Below are 21,020 nucleotides of genomic sequence, written 5' to 3' on the forward strand. Positions count from 1 at the left end.
CTGCGAGGAGATCTCAGGTGGTGATGCAGGTGACCTTCGGCTGGGTCATCTCCTCGTACGCGAAGCGCACGCCTTCGCGCCCCATGCTCCCGTACTTCGATCCACCGAACGGCATGCTGTCGATGCGGTAGTCGGAGGAGTCGTTGATCATCACGCCGCCGGCGTCGAGCGCTTCGGCGACTCGCAGCGCGCGGGTGATGTCGGAGGTGAATGCCGCGGCATGCAGCGCGTAGTCGATGCTGTTCGCCTCCGCCACCGCCTCGTCTTCGGTGTCGAACGGCGTCAAGACCACGATGGGGGCGAAGGCCTCCTTGCTCCACGCTTCGCAATGGGCAGAGACGTTCTCGAGAGCGGTCGGCCAGTACACCGAGCCCTCCCGGCGGTGTCCGGCGAGCACGCGTGCCCCCGACCGCACGGCGTCGTCGACCACACGCTCCGCGTTCGTCGCCGCGGCCACCGAGATCATCGGGCCGACATCTGTCGACTGGTTCACCGGGTCGCCTGCGCGCAACGTCGAAGTGCGGGCCGCGAATCGGTCACGGAACTCGGCATACACGGAGCGCTCGATGAGAATGCGCTGGGCGCCGACGCAGTTCTGCCCCGCCGCCCAGAACGCGCCGGATACGCAGGCCTCGACGGCGGCCGAGATGTCGGCATCCGCGAACACCAGCACGGGGGCGTTGCCGCCGAGTTCCATCGCCAGCTTCTTGAGGCCCGCGGCGCGGGCGATCGCCTCGCCCGTCGCGAATCCCCCGGTGAACGACACCATCCGGATGTCGCGCACGGCGACGAGCGCCTGCGCCACATGACGGTCTCCGTGCACGACGGTGATGATCTCATCGGGGAGTCCTGCCTCCAGCAGCACCTCGACGAGGAACCGCGCGGTCAGCGGGGTGAACTGCGACGGCTTGAGGATCACGGCGTTGCCACCGGCGATCGCCGGTCCGATCTTGTGCGCGACGAGGTTGAGGGCGTCGTTGTACGGCGTGATCGCGAGGATCACCCCGAGCGGCTCCCGCGTGTACCAGCCACGACGATTCGCGGAGCCCTCGTAGGCATCGAAGGGGATGACCTCGCCGTCGAAGGCGCGGGAGGTCTCCGCCGAGAGCGAGATCGTGGTCACCGCGCGCTGCACCTCTTTGCGCGCCTGAGTGATCGTCTTGCCTGCCTCGCGCACGATGAGCGTGGCAGCCTCTTCGGCGCGGCCTTCGAGGATCCGCGCGGCACGCTCCAGGATCCGATGCCGCGCGAACCTCGACAGATCGCGCGAGAGCGTGGCACCGAGCCGCGCCCGCGACATGATCTCGTCGACGTCGTCGACCGAGTGCTGGGGGAGTCGGGCGATCACCTCTCCGTTGTAGGGATCGAGCACTTCGAGAAGTGACGCGTGCGCCACGGGAGCTTCGACGGAGGGCGCGCTCATCACGCCGCTCCTACGAGCGACGCCTGCTGCGCATCGATCGCGATGATGTCCGACAGCAGAGCGTAGGCCGTCTCGAGGCGTCCGGCACCGGGGCCCGACATCGTGACGGTGCCGAGCAGATCGGTCGTGAACGCGATCGCGTTGGTCGCTCCCGAGATACCCGCGAGAGGGTGGTCGGCGGCCAGCGAGAGGGGCTGGACGGATGCCGTCACGGCGCCGGACTCGTCGCGCGAGATCGTTCCGAGGAGCTTCCAGTGCTCGCCGGCCGCCGCTGCCGCGACGACATCGGTCGCGGTGATCCCGCTGATGCCGACGCGCGAGACATCGGCCGTCGTGATCTCGGCGCCGAGCAGCTCATTGGCGAGGATCACGACCTTCAGCTGGACGTCCGACCCTTCGATGTCGGCGGTGGGGTCGGCCTCGGCGTAACCGAGCGCCTGAGCCTCCGCCACGGCATCGTCGAGCGACTTGCCCGACTCCATCTGCCCGAGCACGAAGTTGCTCGTGCCGTTGAGGATCCCCTGGATGCGGCTGATGCGGAGCCCCTTGAGCGTCTGCTGCGCCAGCCGCAGCACGGGCGTGCCGCTCATCACCGAGCCCTCGTACTCGAATCGGGCCCCGTTCTGCTCGGCGAGCCGGTTGAGCTCGGCACTTGCGAGCGCGACGGGTCCCTTGTTGGTGGTCGTGACGCTCTTGCCGCTCTCAAGGGCAGCACGGACATGCGAGATCGCGGGTTCGCCGTCGATCGGGTTCGTGTAGGTCGCCTCGACGATGATGCCCGCTGTCGTGGTGCGGATGACGTGGTCGTTGCGAGGGTCGACGTCGCCGCCGGGCATACCGGCGAACGAGTCATCCCCTGTCATCGCGAGCACCGCAGCGAGGTCGATGCCGTCGCTCTGCATGAGGGAGCCGAACCGCAGATCCGTGATCGCGACGACCCGCAGGGTGAAGCCGAGGTCGGACGCGAGCTCCGTACCGCGGTCGCGGATGATCTCGGCGAGGGCGCGGTTGACGCCTCCGAAGCCGATGAGGGCGAGGTCGTGGTGAGTCACGGGAGTTCTCCTTCTCTACGTGGGCTGTCGCCGGCGTCGCCGTGCTGACATGGCTCCATCCTCAGCGCCGGTGGTGTCCGTACGCGCCTGTCAGAACGGCAGCGTGAGGTGACGGATCGGCAGCTTCCCGCGCGGAATGTCGGCGGTGGCGGCTGCAGGCGGCAATCCATGGTCGTGCTCTTGCGCACCCGATGACGCAGCGGATAGTGTCCCCGCAGATCATCAACAAGATGCGTCATTGGCACATAGATGTGAATATGATGCACATACAACCCGATTGAGAGTTCCGATGACGCCTCTTCCCGGCGAGAAGCCCCTCCCCAACGTCCTGCCGAACACGACGGCCACTCAGGTGCCGCTGCGTCGGCTGCAGCGCACCATGGATGCCCGGCACCTGATCATGATCGCGCTCGGCGGTGTGATCGGTTCCGGGCTGTTCCTCAGCTCCGGCTACACCATCTCGCAGGCGGGCCCCCTCGGCGCGATCATCGCGTACCTGATCGGGGCGTTCGTCGTCTACCTCGTCATGGCGTGCCTGGGCGAGCTCGCAGTCGCCTATCCGGTCTCGGGTGCCTTCCACATCTATGCCTCCCGGTCGATCGGCCCAGCGACCGGCTTCACCACGGCCTGGCTCTACTGGCTGTGCTGGGTCGTCGCGCTCGGGTCCGAGTTCACGGCATCCGGCATCCTCATGCAGCGCTGGTTCCCCGGGGTGCCGGTGTGGGTGTGGTGCCTGATCTTCGCCGCAGTGCTGTTCCTGCTCAACGCGATCTCGGCACGTGTGTTCGGCGAGGCGGAGTTCTGGTTCTCGCTGGTCAAGGTCGTGGCGATCGTCGGCCTGATCGTGCTCGGCGGGGCGGCGATCTTCGGGTTCACGCCCCTCTCGCCCGAGCACCCGCCCGCACTCCTCTTCAGCAACTTTGAGACTCCCGGCGGCCTGTTCCCGAACGGGTTCAGTGGCGTGATCGTCACCGCCCTCGCCGTCTTCTACGCGTTCAGCGGCTCGGAGCTCATCGGTGTCGCCGCGGGCGAGACCAAGGATCCGGCGAAGAACATCCCTCGTGCCCTGCGCTCGACGGTGCTGCGACTCGTTGTGCTCTTCGTCGGGGCGATCGCGGTCATCGCCGCGATCCTGCCGTACGACCAGGCCAGCGTCACCAGCAGCCCGTTCGTCGACGTCTTCCAGTACGTCGGAGTCCCGTACGCCGCAGACATCATGAACTTCGTCATCATCACCGCGCTCCTCTCCGCCGGCAACAGCGGACTCTTCTCGTGCGCACGGATGCTGTTCTCGCTCGCCGAGGAGGGCCACGCGCCGAAGGCGTTCACCCGCCTCACCCGGCGTGGTGTGCCGCTCATCGCGCTGAGCGTCAGCATTCTGATCGGCCTCGTCTCACTGCTCACGAGCGTGGTCGCGGCGGGCACGGTGTACCTGGTGCTGGTGTCGATCGCCGGATTCGCCGTGGTCGCGGTGTGGATGTCGATCGTCGCCTCGCAGTTCTTCCACCGGCGCAGGTTCCTCCGCGAGGGGGGACGCGTGCAGGATCTCGCCTACCGCACGCCGCTCTACCCGGCGCTGCCCATCGTCGCCTTCTCGCTGCTGCTCATCTCGATCATCGCGATCGCATTCGACCCGAATCAGGTCGCCGCGCTCTACTTCGGCATCCCGTTCGTCGGGGCGTGCTACCTGTACTTCTGGTGGCGTCACGGTCGCAAGGGCGCGCGAGATGTCGTGCAGGATCACGAGGCTGAATCCGTCGAGGCGTGACGACCCCCGTGTCCGCGGCCGGGTGGGTGGAGATCGATGAGAGCGCCATCGCCCACAACGTCCGCACGATCCGCGCAGAACTCGGCGAGAACGTCGAGTTCTGCGCGGTCGTGAAGGCCGACGCCTACGGACACGGGATCGACATCGTCGCTCCGGTGCTCGCCGCGCAGGGGGTCACGATCGTCGGCGTCGCGTCCAACGACGACGCGGCCGCCGTGCGGCGGGCGGGCTTCACGGGGCGACTGATGCGAGTGCGCCCCGGCGGACGCGACGAGATCGGCGACGGCATCCGCTTCGGCGTGGAGGAGTGGATCGGCGGTGCCGCGCACGCGGGAATCGTGGGAGCCGTCGCGGCAGCGCAGGGGGTCAGGATGCGCGTCCATCTCTCGCTGAACTCGACCGGGCTCGGTCGCGACGGCATCGACCTCGGCGAGGCCACGGGGATGGATGCCGTGACCGGCGTTCTCGCAGACCCGAACCTGGACGTCGTCGGCCTGTGCTCCCACTTTCCCTGCGAAGACATCGCCGACGTGGTCGAGGGTGCATCCCGCTTCGACGCGGAGACGCGCGCGGTGTGCGTGCGGGCGGGTGCGGGTGATCGGATCGTGCGTCACTGCGCGACCACGTTCGCGGCGCTCAGGGTGCCCGCATCCCGGTTCGATCTCGTGCGCATCGGAGCCGGGTTGTACGGGGACACCGATGCCGTGGGCGGCGTGTTGCGACCGGCCATGCGGGTCGCGTCCCGGATCGCAGCGATCAACCCCTACCGTCGCGGAAGCACCGTCGGGTACGAACGCTGGCACCGTCTCGACCACGATGCGCGTCTGGCCGTGATCCCCCTGGGGTATGCCGACGGAATCCATCGCAGCCTCAGCGGCACCGGCGAGGTGCTCGTGCGGGGGAGACGTGCACCGATCGTCGATCGGATCGCCATGAACAGCTTTCTCGTCGACGTCACCCGAATAGACGACGCAGTGGCCGGCGACGAGGCCGTGCTGTTCGGCCGTCAGGGTGACCAGACGATCGCTTCGGCTGATGTCGAGGGCGCCCACGGTCACATCGCCGCCGACCTCTACGTCGCGTGGGGACGCCTTCTCCCTCGTCGTCGCGTGGTCGGCGACGGATAGGATTGCGGTGATCTCGACCCGCAGCGAAGGAGGACCGGTGGTGGCTTCCTCGTCTCTGGTGCAGGGACTGAAGCTCCTCGACGCCGCCGTCTCGCAGGAGCGCCGCGCGCGGCCGGGTCTCAACGCGTCGCGTCTTGCGGAGCACACCGGGATCGAGCGCAGTCGTGTGTCGAGGCTCACACAGGAGCTGCGTGCGCGACAGTTCCTCAGTCGAGACGACGATGCGCTGTTCTCGGCGGGGCCCGAGTTCTTCGGCACCGCCGCCGTGCTCAACACGACGTGGCTGCGGGCCTCGCGAGCCGCTCTGCGGGCGCTCGCCTCGCAGCGCGGTGTCAACGCCCTGATCACGATCGCCGACGGCGCGCGCGGTGTGCTGCTGCGCTGCGAGAGGTCGGCCGACGGGTTCGATCGCTCCATCCGTGAGGGGCTCGTCACGCCGATCTGGTGCACCGGCGCGGGTCGAGCGCTGCTCTGGGATCACACGCTCGAGCAGCTCGAGGCGCTGCTCGAGGACGTCCAGTTCGTCGGGGTCGGTGGACCGACGGCCGCTCGTTCGACGCGCGACGTGTGGGCGCTGCTCGAGCGGGACCGCGCGGACTCGCTCATCGCGGCGGCGGAGGAATACGACGAGGGCATCGACGAGTTCGCTCTCCCCATCCGCAGCAGGGGTGAGGTCATCGCCTCCCTGGCTGTGCGCGGCAGGCATCGGCCGAACGGGATCACGCGGGATACGCGGGCCCTGCTCATGCAGTTCGCCGGCGAGCTCAGCGCCGCAGCGGGCGCGGATCAGCCCTCACGCGAGAACGGCTGAAGGGGCGCCGAGTTCTCGGGAGAGCTCGGCGGCAGCGCGGGCGCACGCCTCGCCGCACGTCGCCGTGCGCTCCGCCATCACGTCGCGCGTGCCGATCACCTGGACCGCGGCGACGACCTCGCCGCGGTGGTCCCACACAGGAGCGGCGACGGAGTAGAGACCAGGCTCGGCCTCCTGGTCGACGATCGCGAACCCTCGGCGCCGATCGTCGTCGAGCCGTGCGAGGAAGTCGTCGATCGAGGTGGGGGTGTTCGGCCCCTGAGGTGAGAACTCGGTGGCGCGGAACACCGCGCGGATCTCGTCGGCCGGCGCGTCCCACAATGTGGCACGGCCTGCGTCGCTGCAATAGGCGGGGTAGGCGCGTCCGATCCACGACCCGATCATGCGTGAGTCCGCGGGAAGGCTCTCGAGCATGGTGAGCGTCGTGTCGCCCTGCAGCACACTGAGGAAGGCGGCTTCGCCGAGGTGCGACGACAGGTCCTCGAGCACCACCAGGCCGTGCGTGCGCAGCCGCTGTGCACTCAGCTCCTGGGCGGCGGCGTACCATCCCCACGCGAGGGCGAATGAACGGTCCGCCGCTCTGGTCACGAGGCCCGAGCGTTCCAGGCTCGCCAGCGTGCGCGACACCTGCGAGCGCTCGCGACCGAGAGAATCCGCGATGACGCTGACCGTGGCCGGTCGGAGGTCGCGGGTGAGAGTCGCGACGGAGGAGAGCACATCGAGTCCTCGGCCCATGCTGCTCGACGAGGGGACACTCGGCGTCGCGGGGGGCATGGAACGAGGTTACCGCTGCGCGTCAGCTCACACGGCGGATCGACGCCCGCTCGATGACCGGCATGGGGATCAGCACGGCGTCGAGCGGCCGCTCGCCGAGCAGCATCTCGACCGCTGTGCGACCCATCACGTCGTACGGGAGCCGGGCGGTCGTGAGCCCCGGGCGCTGGAAGCTGGCGAGCTCCTCGTCGTCGAAGGAGGCGACCGAGATGTCGTCCGGCACCCTCAGCCCTCGCTCGGCGATCGCCTGGTACGTGCCGAACGCCACGCCGTCGTTGCCCGCCAGGATCGCCGTGAGGTCGGGGTGCGCGTCGAGCATCTGCAGGGTCCGCGTGTATCCGATGTCGGGGTTCCACTCGGGGACGTCGATGATGAGCGGATCGACGCCCGCCTCGGCGAACGCGGCGCGGATGCCGTCGAATCGCGAGCCGATGGTCACCGAGTACACGGGGGACGAGACCGCACGGGGATTGTTGCCGATCACGCCGACACGGCGATGCCCGGCATCGGTGAGCAGGCGCGCCATCGCGTGGCCCGCGACGCGCTCATCGGGCAGGACCGAGGGGTGACCCGTCGTCGACATGCCGTTGACGATCACGACGGGGACGTCTGCGGGCGTCTCGGGCACCTCGATCATGCGGGCGCCGAGGAGGCCGATCAGGATGCCGTCGACCCGGCGGTCGATCATCGCCTGGATCTCGTCGGCGATGGTCGCGTCGTCGCCCTCGGTCTCGGCGATGAGGACGGTGTGGCCGTGCTCCTTCGCCGCCGACAGCAGGCCGCGGATCATCTCGGAGGCGTAGCGGGTGACGGTGATCTGGTCGGAGATGAAACCCAGCGTCTTCGTCTTGCCCAGGCGCAGGCTCTGAGCCGCGGGATTCGGGCGATAGCCCAGCTCCTCGGCGGCGGCCTTGACCCGTCGCGCCGCGTCGACGGAGAGTCGCGACCCCGGTCGATCGTTGAGGATCATGCTCACCGAGGCCTTCGACATGCCCGAGAGCGCCGCGACGTCGGCGAGCGTCGGTCTGCGATCCACTCTCTTCGGCATCGGCGTCCTCCAGTCGCTGCGATCCAGCATAGGCAGTGGATGCCGAGCCCCGAAACCACCCGTGTTGAATTGATTTAGCAAAATCATTGCGACCGCGATTCGACGATGCTACTCTCGGCGATGCTGAATCAATTTAGCATCGCAGCCCGGGACTCTCGATCCGTGCCGCGAAGTCATCACACAGGAGAGAACATCGTGGTTGATCTCACTCGCAGGGCTCTGTTCGGCGCGATCGGACTGGGCATCGTCGGCACCGTCGTCTCGTGGCCGAGGCTCACCGGATCGGACATCCCCGGGCGCGGCAAGGACACTCTGACGGTCGCCCTCTTCGGCACCGCGCAGGATGCGCTGGCTCGTCAGTCGCTGATCGACGGCTTCCAGCGCAAGCACCCCGGCGTCGAGGTGCGCATCGTCGCCATCCAGGGTCAGGACTGGAGCGAGTACTTCGCGAAGATCCTCACGATGATCGCCGCGGGCACGCCACCCGATGTCGTCACCGTCGCGACCGAGGGGGCGCAGCTCTTCGCCTCGCGCCTCGCGCACCCGCTCGACGACTTCGTGCGTCGTGACGCGTCCGAGATGCAGGAGTACTTCGATGACGTGAACCCCACCCTCATCGAGGCGTTCATGTATCAGGGCAGCCTCTTCCAGATGCCCGACAACTTCAACGCCGCCAACGTGTTCTACAGCACGACGGCCATGGAGCGCGCGGGGCTGGAGCGTCCCGCCGACAACTGGACGCTGGAGGACTTCCTCGGCACCGCCCGCGCGATGAAGAAGAGCGCCTCGGGGCAGTTCCTGCCGTACTTCTGGAACAACCGGCTGTGGGGCGGAGTGGTGCCCTGGCTGTATGTGAACAACACCAGCTTCCTGCATGAGGAGAAGGCGACCGGCGGTGGCTGGCTCTGGGACCGCTTCTATCCGGATCAGCCGGCCCGCAGCGGAGGCTACGTGTGGAAGCAGGCCGACGCGCTCAACGAGCATGCGGTCGAGAGCTTCTCGGTGCTCGAGCGCATGGTCTCGGAAGGGCTCGCGGCGAACCCGGCGCAGGGCGGCGGCAACGAGCTGGTCTCCCTGTTCTCCACCGGCTCCGTCGGGATGACCCCGGCCGGCGGCTTCTGGGTGCGCGGCCTCGAGGAGGCCGGCGTCGCGAACGACGCCTACGACGTCACCTACTTCCCGAGGATGGCGGGGCAGCGGCACCAGTTCGGCGCGGGCGGCTACGCGATCATGGAGACCTCGCCGCGCAAGGACGAGGCGTGGGAGTGGCTCAAGTACTGTGTCTCGGTCGAGGGCATGACGATCGCGCACTCGAAACCCGACTCGTCGCTCCCCCGTCGCTCACTCAACGCCAAGCTCTACGGCGCGGGAGTCGGGCCGGCGCACTGGGACGTCTTCTACGACACGCTCGACAAGTTCCCCGACACGGGTCCGATGCCGGCACCGCCCCAGCAGGCCGCCGTCGAATCCGCCCTGCTGAAGAACGTGGTGTCGACCATCACGAACGGTCCGTCCGGCGTCCGCCGAGGACTCGAGACCATGCAGCGAGATCTCGAGCTCGCGTTGGGGGGCAACTGATGTCCGAGAGCAGCACCCGCACCGTCACGGTGCCCACGAAGCTGCGTCGGGAGACCGGCACGGTCGCCCGATCGGGGCGCGTCTTCACCTGGGTCTTCCTCGCGCCGACGCTGATCGGGCTCGGCCTGTTCAACTTCGTGCCGATCATCGGATCGTTCGTCCTGGCGTTCTTCCGCTGGGACATCATCTCCGATCCGGTGTTCGTCGGATTCGACAACTTCGTCGACCTCGCCGCGAACCCGACCGTGAGCGTCTCGTTCCTGAACACCATCGGCTTCGTCGTCGTCGCCGTCATCCTGCAGCTGTCGGTGGCTCTGGTGCTGGCGGTGCTGGTCCAGTCCAGGATGCCGAACTGGCTGCGCACGTTCTTCCGGTCGGCGCTGTTCTTCCCGCTGATCCTGTCGGCGGCATCCGTCTCGCTGATCATGGCGTACCTGTTCAATCAGGAGTTCGGGCTCGTCAATCAGACGCTCAACCTGATCGGCATCGCGGACGTCGGCTGGTTGACGACCGGCCTCGGTGCCAAGGTCGTGGTGCTGCTGGTCTACGTGTGGCAGAACTTCGGGTTCACGTTCCTGCTCTTCATCGGAGGTCTCGCGGCGATCCCGAGTGAGGTCTACGAGGCGTCCTCCCTCGACGGCGCGGCCGGGTGGACTCAGTTCCGCATGATCACGCTGCCGCTGGTGAGCCCGACCCTGCTCGTCGCATCGGTGATGGCGATCATCAACGCGCTGCAGATCTTCGACCAGCCGTGGGTGCTGACCCGAGGCGGTCCCGGCGACGAGACCCGCACCGCGGTGATGGTGATCTACGAGTCCGCGTTCCGACAGCTCGACTTCGGCGGCGCATCGGCCATCGGCATCGTGCTGACCCTTCTCATCATGCTCGTCACGGCCATCCAGTTCCGGCTGAGCCGCCGATTCGTCTTCTACGGGTGAGGCCCATCATGACCACGACAGTGTCTTCGAAGCGTTCCTGGCTCTACACCCTCGGCACCGGCGGAAAGTTCGCCCTTCTCGGGCTCGCCGCCCTGCTGACCATCGGTCCCGTCGTCTGGACCCTGATCACGGCGCTCTCGCCGACCGACCCCGTGACCCAGGAGGTCAGCGTCGGGTTCGATGCGTTCGCCGACGTCTTCGCCAAGATCCCGATCTGGCTCTACGCATGGAACAGCGCCCTGGTGGTGGTGCTGGTCGCCGCCGGTCAGATGCTCTCGGCCGCGATGGCCGGGTATGTGTTCGCGAAGTTCGAGTTCCGCAGCAAGAAGCTGCTGTTCGCCCTGATCCTCGCGACGATGATGGTGCCGCTGCAGGTGACGATCGTCCCCGTGTTCATGCTCGTGAGGGGCATGGGCCTCGCCGACACGCTGCTCGCGCTCATCGTCCCCGCGCTCCCGACGGCATTCGGCACTTTCCTGATGCGGCAGTACTTCATGGGCATCCCGACCGAGCTGGGAGAGGCCGCCCAGCTCGACGGAGCGGGCCCCTGGCGCACGTTCTTCGGCGTCTACCTGCCGCTCGCGACCCCGGGTCTCGCGATCGTCGGCATCCTCGCCTTCAACTACCACTGGAACGAGTTCTTCCGTCCGCTGATCATGACGATCAGCGAGCAGAACTTCACATTGCCGCTCGGTCTGGTCACGTTGCAGGGCAACCTCGGCACGGGCAGCGTGTCGACGGTGCTCGCCGGAGTGATCCTCTCGATGATCCCCGCACTCCTGGTGTTCTTCTTCGGGCAGAAGCCGCTGCGCGAGGGACTCACAGCCGGCGTCGGCAAGTGACGCACGCCCCCCATCACAGAGAAAGACGACTACCCCGGTGACCCCCACTGACTCTCCTCCGGTCCGCACCACGAGCCCGCGCACGCACTTCGCACCGCGGAACAACTGGATGAACGATCCGAACGGACTCGTCTTCCACGACGGCATCCACCACCTGTACTTCCAGTGCAACCCGCACGGGATCTCGCACTCGAACGTGAGCTGGGGGCATGCGACGAGCACGGATCTCGCGCGGTGGACCGAGCACGAGCCGGCCATCCTCTCGGACGACGCGGCGCAGATCTACTCCGGCTCCGTCGTGGTCGATCACGGCAACACCTCGGGATTCGGCACCGCCGAGGAGCCGGCCCTGGTCGCCCTCTACACGGCGGCCGCTGCAGGGCATCAGGCCCAGGCCCTCGCGTACAGCACCGACGGCGGATACGTCTGGACGAAGTACGAGGGCAACCCGGTGCTCGACCGTGGCACCAGCGACTTCCGCGACCCCAAGGTGTTCCGCTACGACGACGCCGACGGCGGGTACTGGGTCATGGTCGCGGTCGAAGCCCACGACCGGCAGGTGCTGTTCCACCGGTCCGACGATCTCACGACCTGGACGTATCTCTCGTCGTACGGCCCCGCGGGACCCGTCGGCGGGGTCTGGGAGTGCCCCGACATGTTCCGGCTCGCCGTCGACGGCGATGAGACCGACTCGCGGTGGGTGCTGCTCATCAGCCTCAACCCCGGGGGCATCGCGGGGGGATCGGGAACCCACTACGTCGTGGGGGAGTTCGACGGCACGACGTTCCGCGCGAGCGCACCGCATCCGACTCCCTCGCGGCGGCTGATGGTCGACCGCAGTCAATCACGAGACGAGCTCGAGGCGTACGGCTGGATCGACTTCGGCCCGGACTGCTACGCCGGTGTCACCTTCGACGGCCTCGCCGAGAGCGAGCGGACGCTGATCGCGTGGATGGACAACTGGGAGTACGCCGGCCGCATCCCCCAGGACGACTCGTCCGAGTACCGCACCGCGATGACTCTCCCTCGACGGCTCTCGCTCACCCGCGACCGCAGTGGCGTGGTGCGTCTGCGCCAGGCGCCGGCGGTCGACGCCGCACCCGTCGAGTTCACCGAGCTCGGCGCGATGACGGGCCCGACCACGGTGTCCGAGCAGCTGCCGGATGCCGCGCGGATCAGGGTCTCGGCGGCGTTCGGAGACGCGCGAGGAGTCGAACTGCGCCTCGAGGGCGTGGATGCGGGTGGGGTCGTGATCCGTCAGGACCGCGCGAGCGGGCGCATCGACGTCGTCCGCCCCGAGCTGATCCCTCCCGCCGGGGTCGGCGGGTCGATGTCGATGCCCGCCACTCGCCCGGACGAGATCGACTGGGAGATCTGGATCGATCGGCTGAACGACAGGGTGTCGTCTCTCGAGCTCTTCGCGGAGGACGGCGTTCGGGTGCTCACGGCGCTGATCCCTGCCGCTGCGCATCGCTCATGCGTGCTGGAGGCCTCGGGGGGAGCGCTCCTCGACGCCCGTGCCGCCGTCGCCGAGCTGACGTGCTGACGACTGCACGGTGCCTCGTCGTGGGGGAGGCGCTCGTCGACGTCGTCGGCGGTGTGCCCCACCCCGGCGGATCGCCGATGAACGTGGCGGTGGGGCTCTCTCGTCTCGGGCTCGCGACGAGACTGCTCACGCGGATCGGTGACGACCCGCACGGACGGATGCTGGGCGAGCACCTCGCCCGGGAGGGGGTCGCCGTCGTGCCGACGAGCATGAGAGCAGGGGAGCGCACGTCCCGCGCCGTCGCCGTGATCGGGGCCGACGGGGCTGCGGCCTACGACTTCGACATCGAGTGGGATGTGTCAGCGGAGGTCGCGATCGCAGAGGCCGCCGGCGTCGACGTGGTGCATGTCGGCTCGCTCGGCGCGGTGCTCGACCCCGGAGCGGATGTCGTCCGCGCGATGATCGACGCGGTGCCCGACGGCATTCTGCGCACCTACGATCCCAACATCCGGGGCGAGCTTCTCGGGCCGCGCGCGGCCGCGACCGAGCGTGTCGAGGCGATCATGGCGGCGTCGCACATCGTGAAGCTCAGCGATGAGGATGCCGAGTGGCTGTATCCCGGATGCCCGATCGATGACGTGCTCGCGCGGGTGATCGCGCTGGGTGCGCGGCTCGCCGTCGTCACCCGGGGAGGTGACGGGTGCGTCTCGCTCATCGAGGGAGGAGCGGGGCCGGTCGAGAGAGAGGCGCCGCGGGTCCAGGTGGTCGACACGATCGGTGCGGGCGATTCCTTCATGTCGGGCCTCATCCACGGCGTGGTGTCCGGCGGGCTGGCGCCGGCGCTCGCCGCCGACGCGTTCCATCCCGACGCCCGCGATCTGACGCGGTTCGAACGCGTGACCGAGGCCGCGCTCGCGGGCGCGGCCGTCACCGTGTCCCGGCGCGGCGCGAACCCGCCGCGCCTGAGTGAGCTGGCGATCTCCTCGCGCTGACGCGCCCGCACTCCCACGCACCGCACGCACCGCACGGCCGGTTCGTGCGGTGCGATTTTCGTGCGCCCATCGTGGAATACCCGGAGAGGGTATACGCTTGTGTCTAATACCCCCCTGGGGTACTAGAACGAAGACAAGGAGACATGATGACGAAGAACGAGTTCCAGGTGACGGGCATGACGTGCGGCCACTGCGAGATGTCGGTCCGTGAAGAGGTCTCCGGAGTTCCCGGCGTCGAAGACGTTCAGGTGAGCGCTCAGAACGGCACGCTCGTCGTCACCGGATCCGCCCCCATCGACGAGACGCGGATCCTCGCAGCCGTCGCCGAGGCGGGCTATTCGGCGGTGCGGACGTCATGAACTCCGGCGCACGGCTCGGCCTCTTCGGGGCCGGCCTGGTGGTGGCGTTCGGCGCGGCCTTCGGCCTCGCCGGCGTCATCGTCCCCGCGAGTGCCGTGAGTGACTGGACGAAGGGTGCGGAGATGGACGAACACGACACTCACGATGCGAGTGCCGCCGGTTCCGGCGAGGGCGAGAGTGCTCCGGCGGACGACCTGAAGGGGCTCTCCCTCGGGCTCGACGGCTACACGATGTCGCCGGTCGAGGCCCCGACATCGACGGGAGAACCCGGTGAGCTGGCGTTCCGGATCGACGACGCAGACGGCATTCCGGTGACGGCGTATGCCACCGCGCACGAGAAGCAGCTGCACCTGATCGTCGTGCGCTCCGACGGAAGCCAGTACCGCCACGTGCATCCGGTGCTCGATGAGTCGACCGGCACCTGGTCGCTGCCGTGGGAGTGGACGGATGCCGGCGCATACCGCGTCTTCGCGGACTTCACGCCGGCAGGCGCCGATGCGCCGTCGCTCACTCTCTCGCGCACCGTCGAGGTGGGGGGCGAGTTCGCACCCGTCGAGCCGCAGCCGACACAGGTCGCCGAGGTCGCCGGCTATACGGTCTCGGTCGACGGGGCTCTCGAGGCCGGGGCGGCGAGCGAGCTGACGTTCACCGTGACTCGCGACGGCCAGCCGGTCACCGCTCTGCAGCCGTATCTCGGGGCGTTCGGGCATCTCGTGGCACTCCGGGACGGAGACCTCGCCTACCTGCACGTGCACGCCGCGGGCGCTGAACCCGAACCGGGCGAGACGTCGGGGCCGGAGATCGCGTTCGCCGCCGAGGCTCCGACTGCCGGGCGCTACCTGCTGTACCTGGACTTCCAGGTCGACGGCGCCGTGCACACCGCCGCGTTCGTGCTCGATGCCGCTCCGGCTGACGGCGCGCCCGAATCCGACGGCGACTCGCACGACGACGCGCACTGACCGTCGCTCATCGCCCCCACCGCGGCTGCCCGCTGCGACCCACAACGACATCGCACAGAAGGAACGAACATGACCACGTCAGCACCCCCGACCACGGGGACAGGTCTCGAGCTGGAGATCGGCGGGATGACCTGCGCGTCCTGCGCGATGCGGATCGAGAAGAAGCTGAACAGGCTCGAGGGCGTCGTGGCGACCGTCAACTACGCGACCGAGAAGGCGAAGGTCACCGTTCCCGAGGGGTACGACCCGGCCGCGCTGATCGCCGAGGTCGAGAGGACCGGCTACTCGGCGTCGCTGCCTGCCCCGAAGGGGGTGGTGCGTGACGCCGGAGATCTCGACGCCGAGGACCCGGAGCTTCGCTCGCTGCGCACTCGCCTGATCGGTGCGGTCGTGCTGACCGTGCCGGTGATCGCCATGGCGATGATCCCCGCGCTGCAGTTCACGTACTGGCAGTGGGCGTCGCTGGCGCTGGCCGCTCCCGTGATCCTCTGGGCGGCCTGGCCGTTCCACCGGGCGGCCTGGATGAACCTCCGCCACGGCACCGCGACGATGGACACGCTCATCTCCCTGGGCACATCGGCCGCCTTCCTCTGGTCGTTGTACGCGCTGTTCTTCGGCACGGCCGGCACGCCGGGCATGACCCACCCCTTCGAGTTCGCGCTCGCTCCGTCCGATGGAGCGGCGAACATCTACCTCGAGGTGGGTGCCGGTGTCACGATGTTCATCCTCGCCGGGCGCTATTTCGAGAAGCGGTCGAAGAAGCAGGCCGGCGCGGCGCTGCGTGCGCTGCTCGAGCTCGGCGCGAAGGACGTCGCCGTGCTGCGCGGTGGGGTCGAGACCAAGATCCCGGTCGAGGACCTGCAGGTGGGAGACGAATTCGTCGTGCGGCCCGGCGAGAAGATCGCGACCGACGGCATCGTGGTGTCGGGCACGTCGGCCGTCGACGCGTCGATGCTCACGGGCGAGGCCGTGCCGGTCGAGGTCGCCGAGGGCGACGCCGTCACGGGCGCCACGACGAACGTCGGTGGGCGGCTCGTGGTTCGCGCCACCCGAATCGGTTCCGACACGCAGCTGGCGCAGATGGCCCAGCTCGTCGAGGACGCCCAGACGGGGAAGGCGGAGGTGCAGCGCCTCGCCGACCGCATCTCGGGTGTCTTCGTGCCGATCGTGATCGTGATCGCCGTCGTCACGCTGGGCGGCTGGCTCGGCGCTGGGTTCCCCATGACGGCGGCGTTCACCGCGGCGGTCGCCGTGCTCGTGATCGCGTGCCCCTGCGCGCTCGGCCTCGCGACGCCCACCGCGCTGCTCGTCGGCACGGGCCGCGGTGCGCAGATGGGAGTGCTCATCAAGGGGCCGGAGGTCCTGGAGTCCACTCGCACGGTCGACACCGTGGTGCTCGACAAGACGGGAACCGTCACCACCGGCAGGATGACGCTCGTCGACGTGTTCGTCGAGCCGGCCACCGACCGTTCGAATCTCCTGCGGCTTGCCGGTGCGCTGGAGGATGCCTCCGAGCACCCGATCGCGCAGGCGATCGCCAAGGGCGCGACCCAGGAGATCGGCGCACTGCCCGCACCAGAGGACTTCGCGAACATCGAGGGCAAGGGCGTGCAGGGCGTCGTCGACGGCCACACCGTCATCGTCGGCCGGGATTCGCTCCTCGCCGAGTGGGCGCAGGCGCTGAGCCCCGAGCTCGCCGCCACGAAGGCCCGCTCCGAGGGCGAGGGCAAGACGGTCGTCGCGGTCGGATGGGACGGCCTGGCTCGCGGCATCCTGGTCGTCGCCGACACCGTGAAGCCGAGCAGTGCCGAGGCGATCGCCCGGTTCAGGGCGATCGGGCTGACGCCCATCCTGCTCACCGGCGACAACGAGGCCGTCGCCCGGCGGATCGCCGCGGAGGTCGGCATCGACGAGGTCATCGCCGAAGTCCTCCCGGCAGACAAGGTCGCGGTCATCACCCGCCTGCAGGGTGAGGGGAAGACGGTCGCGATGATCGGCGACGGCGTCAACGACGCACCCGCACTCGCCCAGGCCGACCTCGGCCTGGCCATGGGCACCGGAGCGGATGTCGCGATCGAGGCGTCCGACATCACCCTGGTGCGCGGTGATCTGCGCAGCGCGGTCGACGCGATCCGGCTCTCGCGGGCGACGCTCTCGACCATCAAGACCAACCTGTTCTGGGCCTTCGCCTACAACGTGGCGGCCATCCCGGTCGCGGCGCTGGGAATGCTCAACCCGATGCTGGCCGGTGCGGCGATGGCGCTGTCGAGCGTCTTCGTCGTGGGCAACAGCCTGCGTCTGCGCGGGTTCCGCAGCATCGCGACGCGGTGACCCCTAGGCTCTCGGCGACCGCCGAGACACACTGAGAACGACACCCGATACGGGAGGACGGGACCCATGACTGCACACGACGCGCACGGAACCCCCGGGGGAGGCCGGCAGGTCTCGCACGACGATCACGCTCGGGACGCGAACGGGGCTCACGGCGAGCACGCGGACCACGGCGAGCACGCGGACCACGGCGAGCACGCGGACCACGGCGGGCACGGTGGACATGGTGGGCACGGCGGGCATGGCGGGCACGGTGACCACGTCGGTCAGTTCCGTCGCCTGTTCTGGGTCAATCTCCTGCTCGCCGTGCCGGTGGTGGCGTTCTCGCCGATGTTCGCGATGATCTTCGGCTACGACGTCGCCGGAGGGGCCCGGTTCATCTCGCCCGTGCTCGGCACCGTCATGTATGTCTGGGGCGGATGGCCGTTCCTCACCGGGGCGATCAGCGAGCTGAAGGCCCGCAAGCCCGGGATGATGCTGCTGATCGCCCTCGCGATCACGGTCGCGTTCTTCGCCTCATGGGGCGCGACGCTCGGCATCCTCCATCACGAGCTCGAGTTCTGGTGGGAGCTCGCACTGCTCATCGTCATCATGCTGCTGGGCCACTGGATCGAGATGAGGTCCCTCGCGCAGACGACGTCGGCGCTCGACTCCCTCGCGGCGCTGTTGCCCGACGAGGCCGAACGGGTCGAGGGAGACGAGATCGTCACGGTCGCACCCGCCGATCTCGTCGTCGGCGACGTGGTCGTCATCCGTCCCGGGGCGAGCGTTCCGGCGGATGGTCGCATCATCGACGGCACAGCCGCCATGGACGAGTCCATGGTGACGGGCGAGTCCCGCCCGGTCACCCGAGCGACCGGTGACACCGTGACCGCGGGGACGGTCGCGACCGACTCGGGTCTGCGGGTCGAGATCACCGCGACCGGGGATGACACCGCGCTCGCCGGCATCCAGCGGCTGGTGACCGATGCACAGAACTCCTCGTCGCGGGCGCAGCGCATCGCCGACCGCGCAGCCGCCCTGCTGTTCTGGTTCGCGCTGCTGTCGGCCGCTCTGACCGCGCTGGTGTGGACTCTCGTCGGGGATCCGGATGCCGCGGTCGTGCGCAGCATCACCGTGCTCGTCATCGCCTGCCCGCACGCGCTCGGCCTCGCGATCCCGCTGGTCGTGTCGATCGCGACCGAGCGCGCAGCCCGGGGCGGGGTGCTCGTCAAGGATCGCCTCGCGCTCGAGAGCATGCGCACCGTCGACGCCGTGCTGTTCGACAAGACGGGCACGTTGACGAAGGGCGCGCCGACCGTGACCGCCGTCGAGCCGACCGGTGACATCGACGCCGATCGTCTGCTGGCGCTCGCCGCCTCGGCTGAGGCCGACAGTGAGCATCCGCTCGCTCGCGCGATCGTGCGCGCGGCGGAGGAGAGAGGGCTGACGCTCTCGAAGGCCTCCGGGTTCACCTCGTCGCCTGCCGTGGGCGTGACCGCCACGGTCGACGGCAGAGAGGTGCGCGTGGGCGGGCCGAAGCTCCTTGACGAGGTGGGCGGCCGAGAGATCTCCGCCGCAGACGGGTGGCGAGACGAGGGCGCCATCATCCTGCACGTGACCGTCGACGGACAGGTGGCCGGCGGGCTGAAGCTCGCCGACGAGGTGCGACCGGAGTCTCAGCAGGCGGTCGACGCGCTTCACCGCCTCGGCGTCGAGGTCGTCATGATCACCGGCGACGCCCAGGCCGTGGCCGATTCCGTCGCAGCCCGGCTCGGCATCGACCGGGTGTTCGCGGGGGTGCGTCCCGAAGACAAGTCAGCCAAGGTGAAGGAGCTGCAGGCAGAGGGCAAGAAGGTCGCGATGGTCGGCGACGGCGTCAACGACGCCCCCGCGCTCGCTCAGGCCGACGTCGGCATCGCGATCGGCGCCGGGACCGATGTCGCCATCGCCTCGGCCGGGGTGATCCTCGCGAGCTCCGACCCGCGGTCGGTGATCTCGGTCATCGAGCTCTCCCGCGCCGCATACCGCAAGATGCGGCAGAACCTGTGGTGGGCGGCCGGATACAACCTGCTGTCGGTGCCGCTCGCCGCCGGCATCCTGGCACCCGTGGGATTCGTCCTGCCGATGTCGGTCGGAGCGGTGCTGATGTCGCTCTCGACGATCGTCGTCGCGCTCAACGCGCAGCTGCTCCGGCGCATCGACCTGTCGCCCGAGGCGAGTGTGCGGGGTGTGCTCGAGCGGGCCTGACGCGGGATCGCCTCGGTGATCCCGCGAACACCGAGATCTCACCGGCGCTTCAGCGCGGTGACGGTGCTCGATCGGCGGTGCAGACAGCAGCGGCCGCCCCGCCTGTGAGACGGAGCGGCCGCTGTGCGAAAGCGCCGTCTACGGGACGATGACTGCGCGGCCGCGGATGCTGTTCGAGGCGAGATCCTCGTACGCCTTCGGGCCGTCGTCGAGCGAGTACGTCTCGGTCTGCACGTGGATCTTTCCCGCGCGCGCGAGATCGAGCACCTCGATCAGTTCCGAGCGCGATCCCCAGTAGGGGATTCGCACGGCGGCGTCGTAGGCGATCGCGCCGAAGCCGAGCGACATGGTTCCGCCGCCGATGCCGACGATCGTCACGTCCGAATCGAGTGCGGCGACACTCTGCGCCAGGGCCATCGTCGGGTTCGCGCCCACGAAGTCGAACACGGCGTTGGCGCCCAGACCGCCGGTGATCTCGCGGATCTTGTCGGCGGCGGATGCATCGCTGATCAGGACGTGGTCTGCGCCCACTTCGGTGGCGAGCTCGAGCTTCGTGTCGTTCACGTCGAGGGCGATGACGGTGGCGCCCGAGATCGCCTTCAGGATCTGGATGCCGACATGGCCGAGCCCGCCGGTGCCGATGACGACGGCGAAGGTGCCGGCGCCGAGCTTGGGGAGTGAGCGCTTGATCGCGTGGTACGGGGTGAGGCCGGCGTCGGTCAGCGAGACGTTCTGCACGGGGTCGAGGTCGCCGAGCGGCACGAGGTGGCGGGCATCATCGACGATCATGTACTCGGCCATCGAACCCTGGCTGCCGAGGCCGGGAGGGCGGATGCCCTCAGCCGCGGCGTTGGTGCAGTAGTTCTCCATGCCCTGTGAGCAGTTGTGGCAGCGGCCACAGCCCCACGGACCGTAGACCGCCACGGCGTCGCCGACCTTCAGCGTCGAGTCGACGCCCTCTCCGATCTCGTGCACGATGCCTGCGCCCTCATGGCCGAGCGTCAGGGGCAGCGGATAGCTCTGCTCGAGGTAGTCCTTCTCAGGAAGGCCCATGACGTAGTCGTCGGAATGGCAGACGCCGCCCGCAGTGATCTTGAGCAGAACCTGACCGGGGCCGGGCTGAGGAATCGGGATGTCGACGACGACAGGGGGCTTGCCGATCTCGACGTAACGGAGAGCTTTCATGTGCTTCTTCTTCCTGGCGCCCGAGCGGTCTGCCGCGCGGTGCGGAGGCGTGGGCGCTCGAGGCCGTCTCTTCCAGTATCCGCTCGAGGCGTGAGCGGTGGCTGTTGCGGCAGAACTC

17 protein-coding genes are annotated in these 21,020 nt (G+C 68.7%); 12 read left to right on the plus strand and 5 right to left on the minus strand.

Translation table 11 applies throughout. From position 1 onward, the window contains the following. Positions 1 to 13 precede the first annotated feature (13 nt). Both AB0P11_RS01500 and AB0P11_RS01505 read right to left on the minus strand, forming a co-directional pair. The gene (locus tag AB0P11_RS01500) at positions 14 to 1,423 is read right to left on the minus strand and encodes an aldehyde dehydrogenase family protein (protein ID WP_363519172.1); all 1,410 of its coding nucleotides are present in this window, start codon (positions 1,421 to 1,423) and stop codon (positions 14 to 16) included. Beyond that, entirely contained in the window at positions 1,423 to 2,475 is a 1,053-nt protein-coding gene (locus AB0P11_RS01505; protein WP_053098477.1) for a homoserine dehydrogenase, read from the minus strand. The genes AB0P11_RS01500 and AB0P11_RS01505 overlap by 1 nt, the downstream gene beginning before the upstream one ends. A gap of 289 nt (positions 2,476 to 2,764) precedes the next feature. Here AB0P11_RS01505 and AB0P11_RS01510 point away from each other — a divergent pair, with 289 nt between their 5' ends. From AB0P11_RS01510 to AB0P11_RS01520, 3 genes are read left to right on the plus strand one after another with little or no spacing between them, the layout of a single operon-like run. Beyond that, on the plus strand, positions 2,765 to 4,243 hold the full coding sequence (locus tag AB0P11_RS01510) for an amino acid permease (protein WP_082297953.1): 1,479 nt from the start codon (positions 2,765 to 2,767) through the stop codon (positions 4,241 to 4,243). Continuing rightward, positions 4,240 to 5,370: an alanine racemase gene (gene alr / locus AB0P11_RS01515; protein ID WP_363519176.1), complete on the plus strand. Its 1,131-nt coding sequence runs from the start codon at positions 4,240 to 4,242 to the stop codon at positions 5,368 to 5,370. Before AB0P11_RS01510 ends, alr begins: the two co-directional genes overlap by 4 nt. A 40-nt stretch (positions 5,371 to 5,410) precedes the next feature. Then, positions 5,411 to 6,181 carry an IclR family transcriptional regulator C-terminal domain-containing protein gene (locus tag AB0P11_RS01520; RefSeq protein ID WP_363519178.1) on the plus strand — a complete coding sequence of 257 codons (771 nt, stop codon included), beginning with the start codon at positions 5,411 to 5,413 and terminating at the stop codon, positions 6,179 to 6,181. On the opposite strand, the gene AB0P11_RS01525 is transcribed toward AB0P11_RS01520, so the two are convergent. Both AB0P11_RS01525 and AB0P11_RS01530 read right to left on the minus strand, forming a co-directional pair. Next, entirely contained in the window at positions 6,164 to 6,955 is a 792-nt protein-coding gene (locus tag AB0P11_RS01525; RefSeq protein ID WP_363519181.1) for an IclR family transcriptional regulator, read from the minus strand. The genes AB0P11_RS01520 and AB0P11_RS01525 overlap by 18 nt on opposite strands. 22 nt (positions 6,956 to 6,977) lie before the next feature. Continuing rightward, on the minus strand, positions 6,978 to 8,003 hold the full coding sequence (locus tag AB0P11_RS01530) for a LacI family DNA-binding transcriptional regulator (RefSeq protein ID WP_285363731.1): 1,026 nt from the start codon (positions 8,001 to 8,003) through the stop codon (positions 6,978 to 6,980). Between the two features lie 195 nt (positions 8,004 to 8,198). On the opposite strand from AB0P11_RS01530, the gene AB0P11_RS01535 reads away from it, so the two are divergent. The 9 genes from AB0P11_RS01535 to AB0P11_RS01575 all read left to right on the plus strand — a co-directional run bounded on the left by AB0P11_RS01535 (position 8,199) and on the right by AB0P11_RS01575 (position 19,717). Further along, positions 8,199 to 9,581: an extracellular solute-binding protein gene (locus tag AB0P11_RS01535; protein ID WP_363519184.1), complete on the plus strand. Its 1,383-nt coding sequence runs from the start codon at positions 8,199 to 8,201 to the stop codon at positions 9,579 to 9,581. Further along, on the plus strand, positions 9,581 to 10,519 hold the full coding sequence (locus tag AB0P11_RS01540; protein WP_201778482.1) for a sugar ABC transporter permease: 939 nt from the start codon (positions 9,581 to 9,583) through the stop codon (positions 10,517 to 10,519). The genes AB0P11_RS01535 and AB0P11_RS01540 overlap by 1 nt, the downstream gene beginning before the upstream one ends. 8 nt (positions 10,520 to 10,527) lie before the next feature. Further along, entirely contained in the window at positions 10,528 to 11,361 is an 834-nt protein-coding gene (locus AB0P11_RS01545) for a carbohydrate ABC transporter permease (protein ID WP_056276257.1), read from the plus strand. A 37-nt stretch (positions 11,362 to 11,398) separates the two neighbouring features. After that, the gene (locus tag AB0P11_RS01550; protein ID WP_285363732.1) at positions 11,399 to 12,907 is read left to right on the plus strand and encodes a glycoside hydrolase family 32 protein; all 1,509 of its coding nucleotides are present in this window, start codon (positions 11,399 to 11,401) and stop codon (positions 12,905 to 12,907) included. Further along, positions 12,901 to 13,839 carry a carbohydrate kinase gene (locus AB0P11_RS01555; protein WP_363519188.1) on the plus strand — a complete coding sequence of 313 codons (939 nt, stop codon included), beginning with the start codon at positions 12,901 to 12,903 and terminating at the stop codon, positions 13,837 to 13,839. The genes AB0P11_RS01550 and AB0P11_RS01555 overlap by 7 nt, the downstream gene beginning before the upstream one ends. Before the next feature lie 146 nt (positions 13,840 to 13,985). After that, positions 13,986 to 14,198 carry a heavy-metal-associated domain-containing protein gene (locus AB0P11_RS01560; protein WP_187248995.1) on the plus strand — a complete coding sequence of 71 codons (213 nt, stop codon included), beginning with the start codon at positions 13,986 to 13,988 and terminating at the stop codon, positions 14,196 to 14,198. After that, entirely contained in the window at positions 14,195 to 15,157 is a 963-nt protein-coding gene (locus tag AB0P11_RS01565; protein ID WP_363519191.1) for a heavy-metal-associated domain-containing protein, read from the plus strand. The genes AB0P11_RS01560 and AB0P11_RS01565 overlap by 4 nt, the downstream gene beginning before the upstream one ends. A 69-nt stretch (positions 15,158 to 15,226) precedes the next feature. Continuing rightward, positions 15,227 to 17,488, plus strand: a complete 2,262-nt coding sequence (locus AB0P11_RS01570; RefSeq protein WP_363519194.1) for a heavy metal translocating P-type ATPase — start codon at positions 15,227 to 15,229, stop codon at positions 17,486 to 17,488. Positions 17,489 to 17,554: 66 nt separating this feature from the next. Then, the gene (locus tag AB0P11_RS01575; protein WP_363519196.1) at positions 17,555 to 19,717 is read left to right on the plus strand and encodes a heavy metal translocating P-type ATPase; all 2,163 of its coding nucleotides are present in this window, start codon (positions 17,555 to 17,557) and stop codon (positions 19,715 to 19,717) included. Positions 19,718 to 19,855: 138 nt separating this feature from the next. Here AB0P11_RS01575 and AB0P11_RS01580 read toward each other — a convergent pair whose 3' ends face one another. After that, positions 19,856 to 20,902, minus strand: coding sequence for an NAD(P)-dependent alcohol dehydrogenase (locus AB0P11_RS01580; RefSeq protein ID WP_053098488.1), 1,047 nt, complete (start codon positions 20,900 to 20,902; stop codon positions 19,856 to 19,858). Positions 20,903 to 21,020 lie beyond the last annotated feature (118 nt).

Source organism: Microbacterium sp. NPDC079176 (assembly GCF_040686675.1).
Taxonomy (GTDB): domain Bacteria; phylum Actinomycetota; class Actinomycetes; order Actinomycetales; family Microbacteriaceae; genus Microbacterium.

Bases quoted from the DNA above. Each gene is read 5' to 3' on its own strand.
- AB0P11_RS01500 (WP_363519172.1), bottom strand. From the start codon at position 1,423: ATGAGCGCGCCCTCCGTCGAAGCTCCCGTGGCGCACGCGTCACTTCTC.
- AB0P11_RS01510 (WP_082297953.1), top strand. From the start codon at position 2,765: ATGACGCCTCTTCCCGGCGAGAAGCCCCTCCCCAACGTCCTGCCGAAC.
- AB0P11_RS01525 (WP_363519181.1), bottom strand. From the start codon at position 6,955: ATGCCCCCCGCGACGCCGAGTGTCCCCTCGTCGAGCAGCATGGGCCGA.
- AB0P11_RS01530 (WP_285363731.1), bottom strand. From the start codon at position 8,003: ATGCCGAAGAGAGTGGATCGCAGACCGACGCTCGCCGACGTCGCGGCG.
- AB0P11_RS01540 (WP_201778482.1), top strand. From the start codon at position 9,581: ATGTCCGAGAGCAGCACCCGCACCGTCACGGTGCCCACGAAGCTGCGT.
- AB0P11_RS01545 (WP_056276257.1), top strand. From the start codon at position 10,528: ATGACCACGACAGTGTCTTCGAAGCGTTCCTGGCTCTACACCCTCGGC.
- AB0P11_RS01560 (WP_187248995.1), top strand. From the start codon at position 13,986: ATGACGAAGAACGAGTTCCAGGTGACGGGCATGACGTGCGGCCACTGC.
- AB0P11_RS01565 (WP_363519191.1), top strand. From the start codon at position 14,195: ATGAACTCCGGCGCACGGCTCGGCCTCTTCGGGGCCGGCCTGGTGGTG.
- AB0P11_RS01570 (WP_363519194.1), top strand. From the start codon at position 15,227: ATGACCACGTCAGCACCCCCGACCACGGGGACAGGTCTCGAGCTGGAG.
- AB0P11_RS01575 (WP_363519196.1), top strand. From the start codon at position 17,555: ATGACTGCACACGACGCGCACGGAACCCCCGGGGGAGGCCGGCAGGTC.
- AB0P11_RS01580 (WP_053098488.1), bottom strand. From the start codon at position 20,902: ATGAAAGCTCTCCGTTACGTCGAGATCGGCAAGCCCCCTGTCGTCGTC.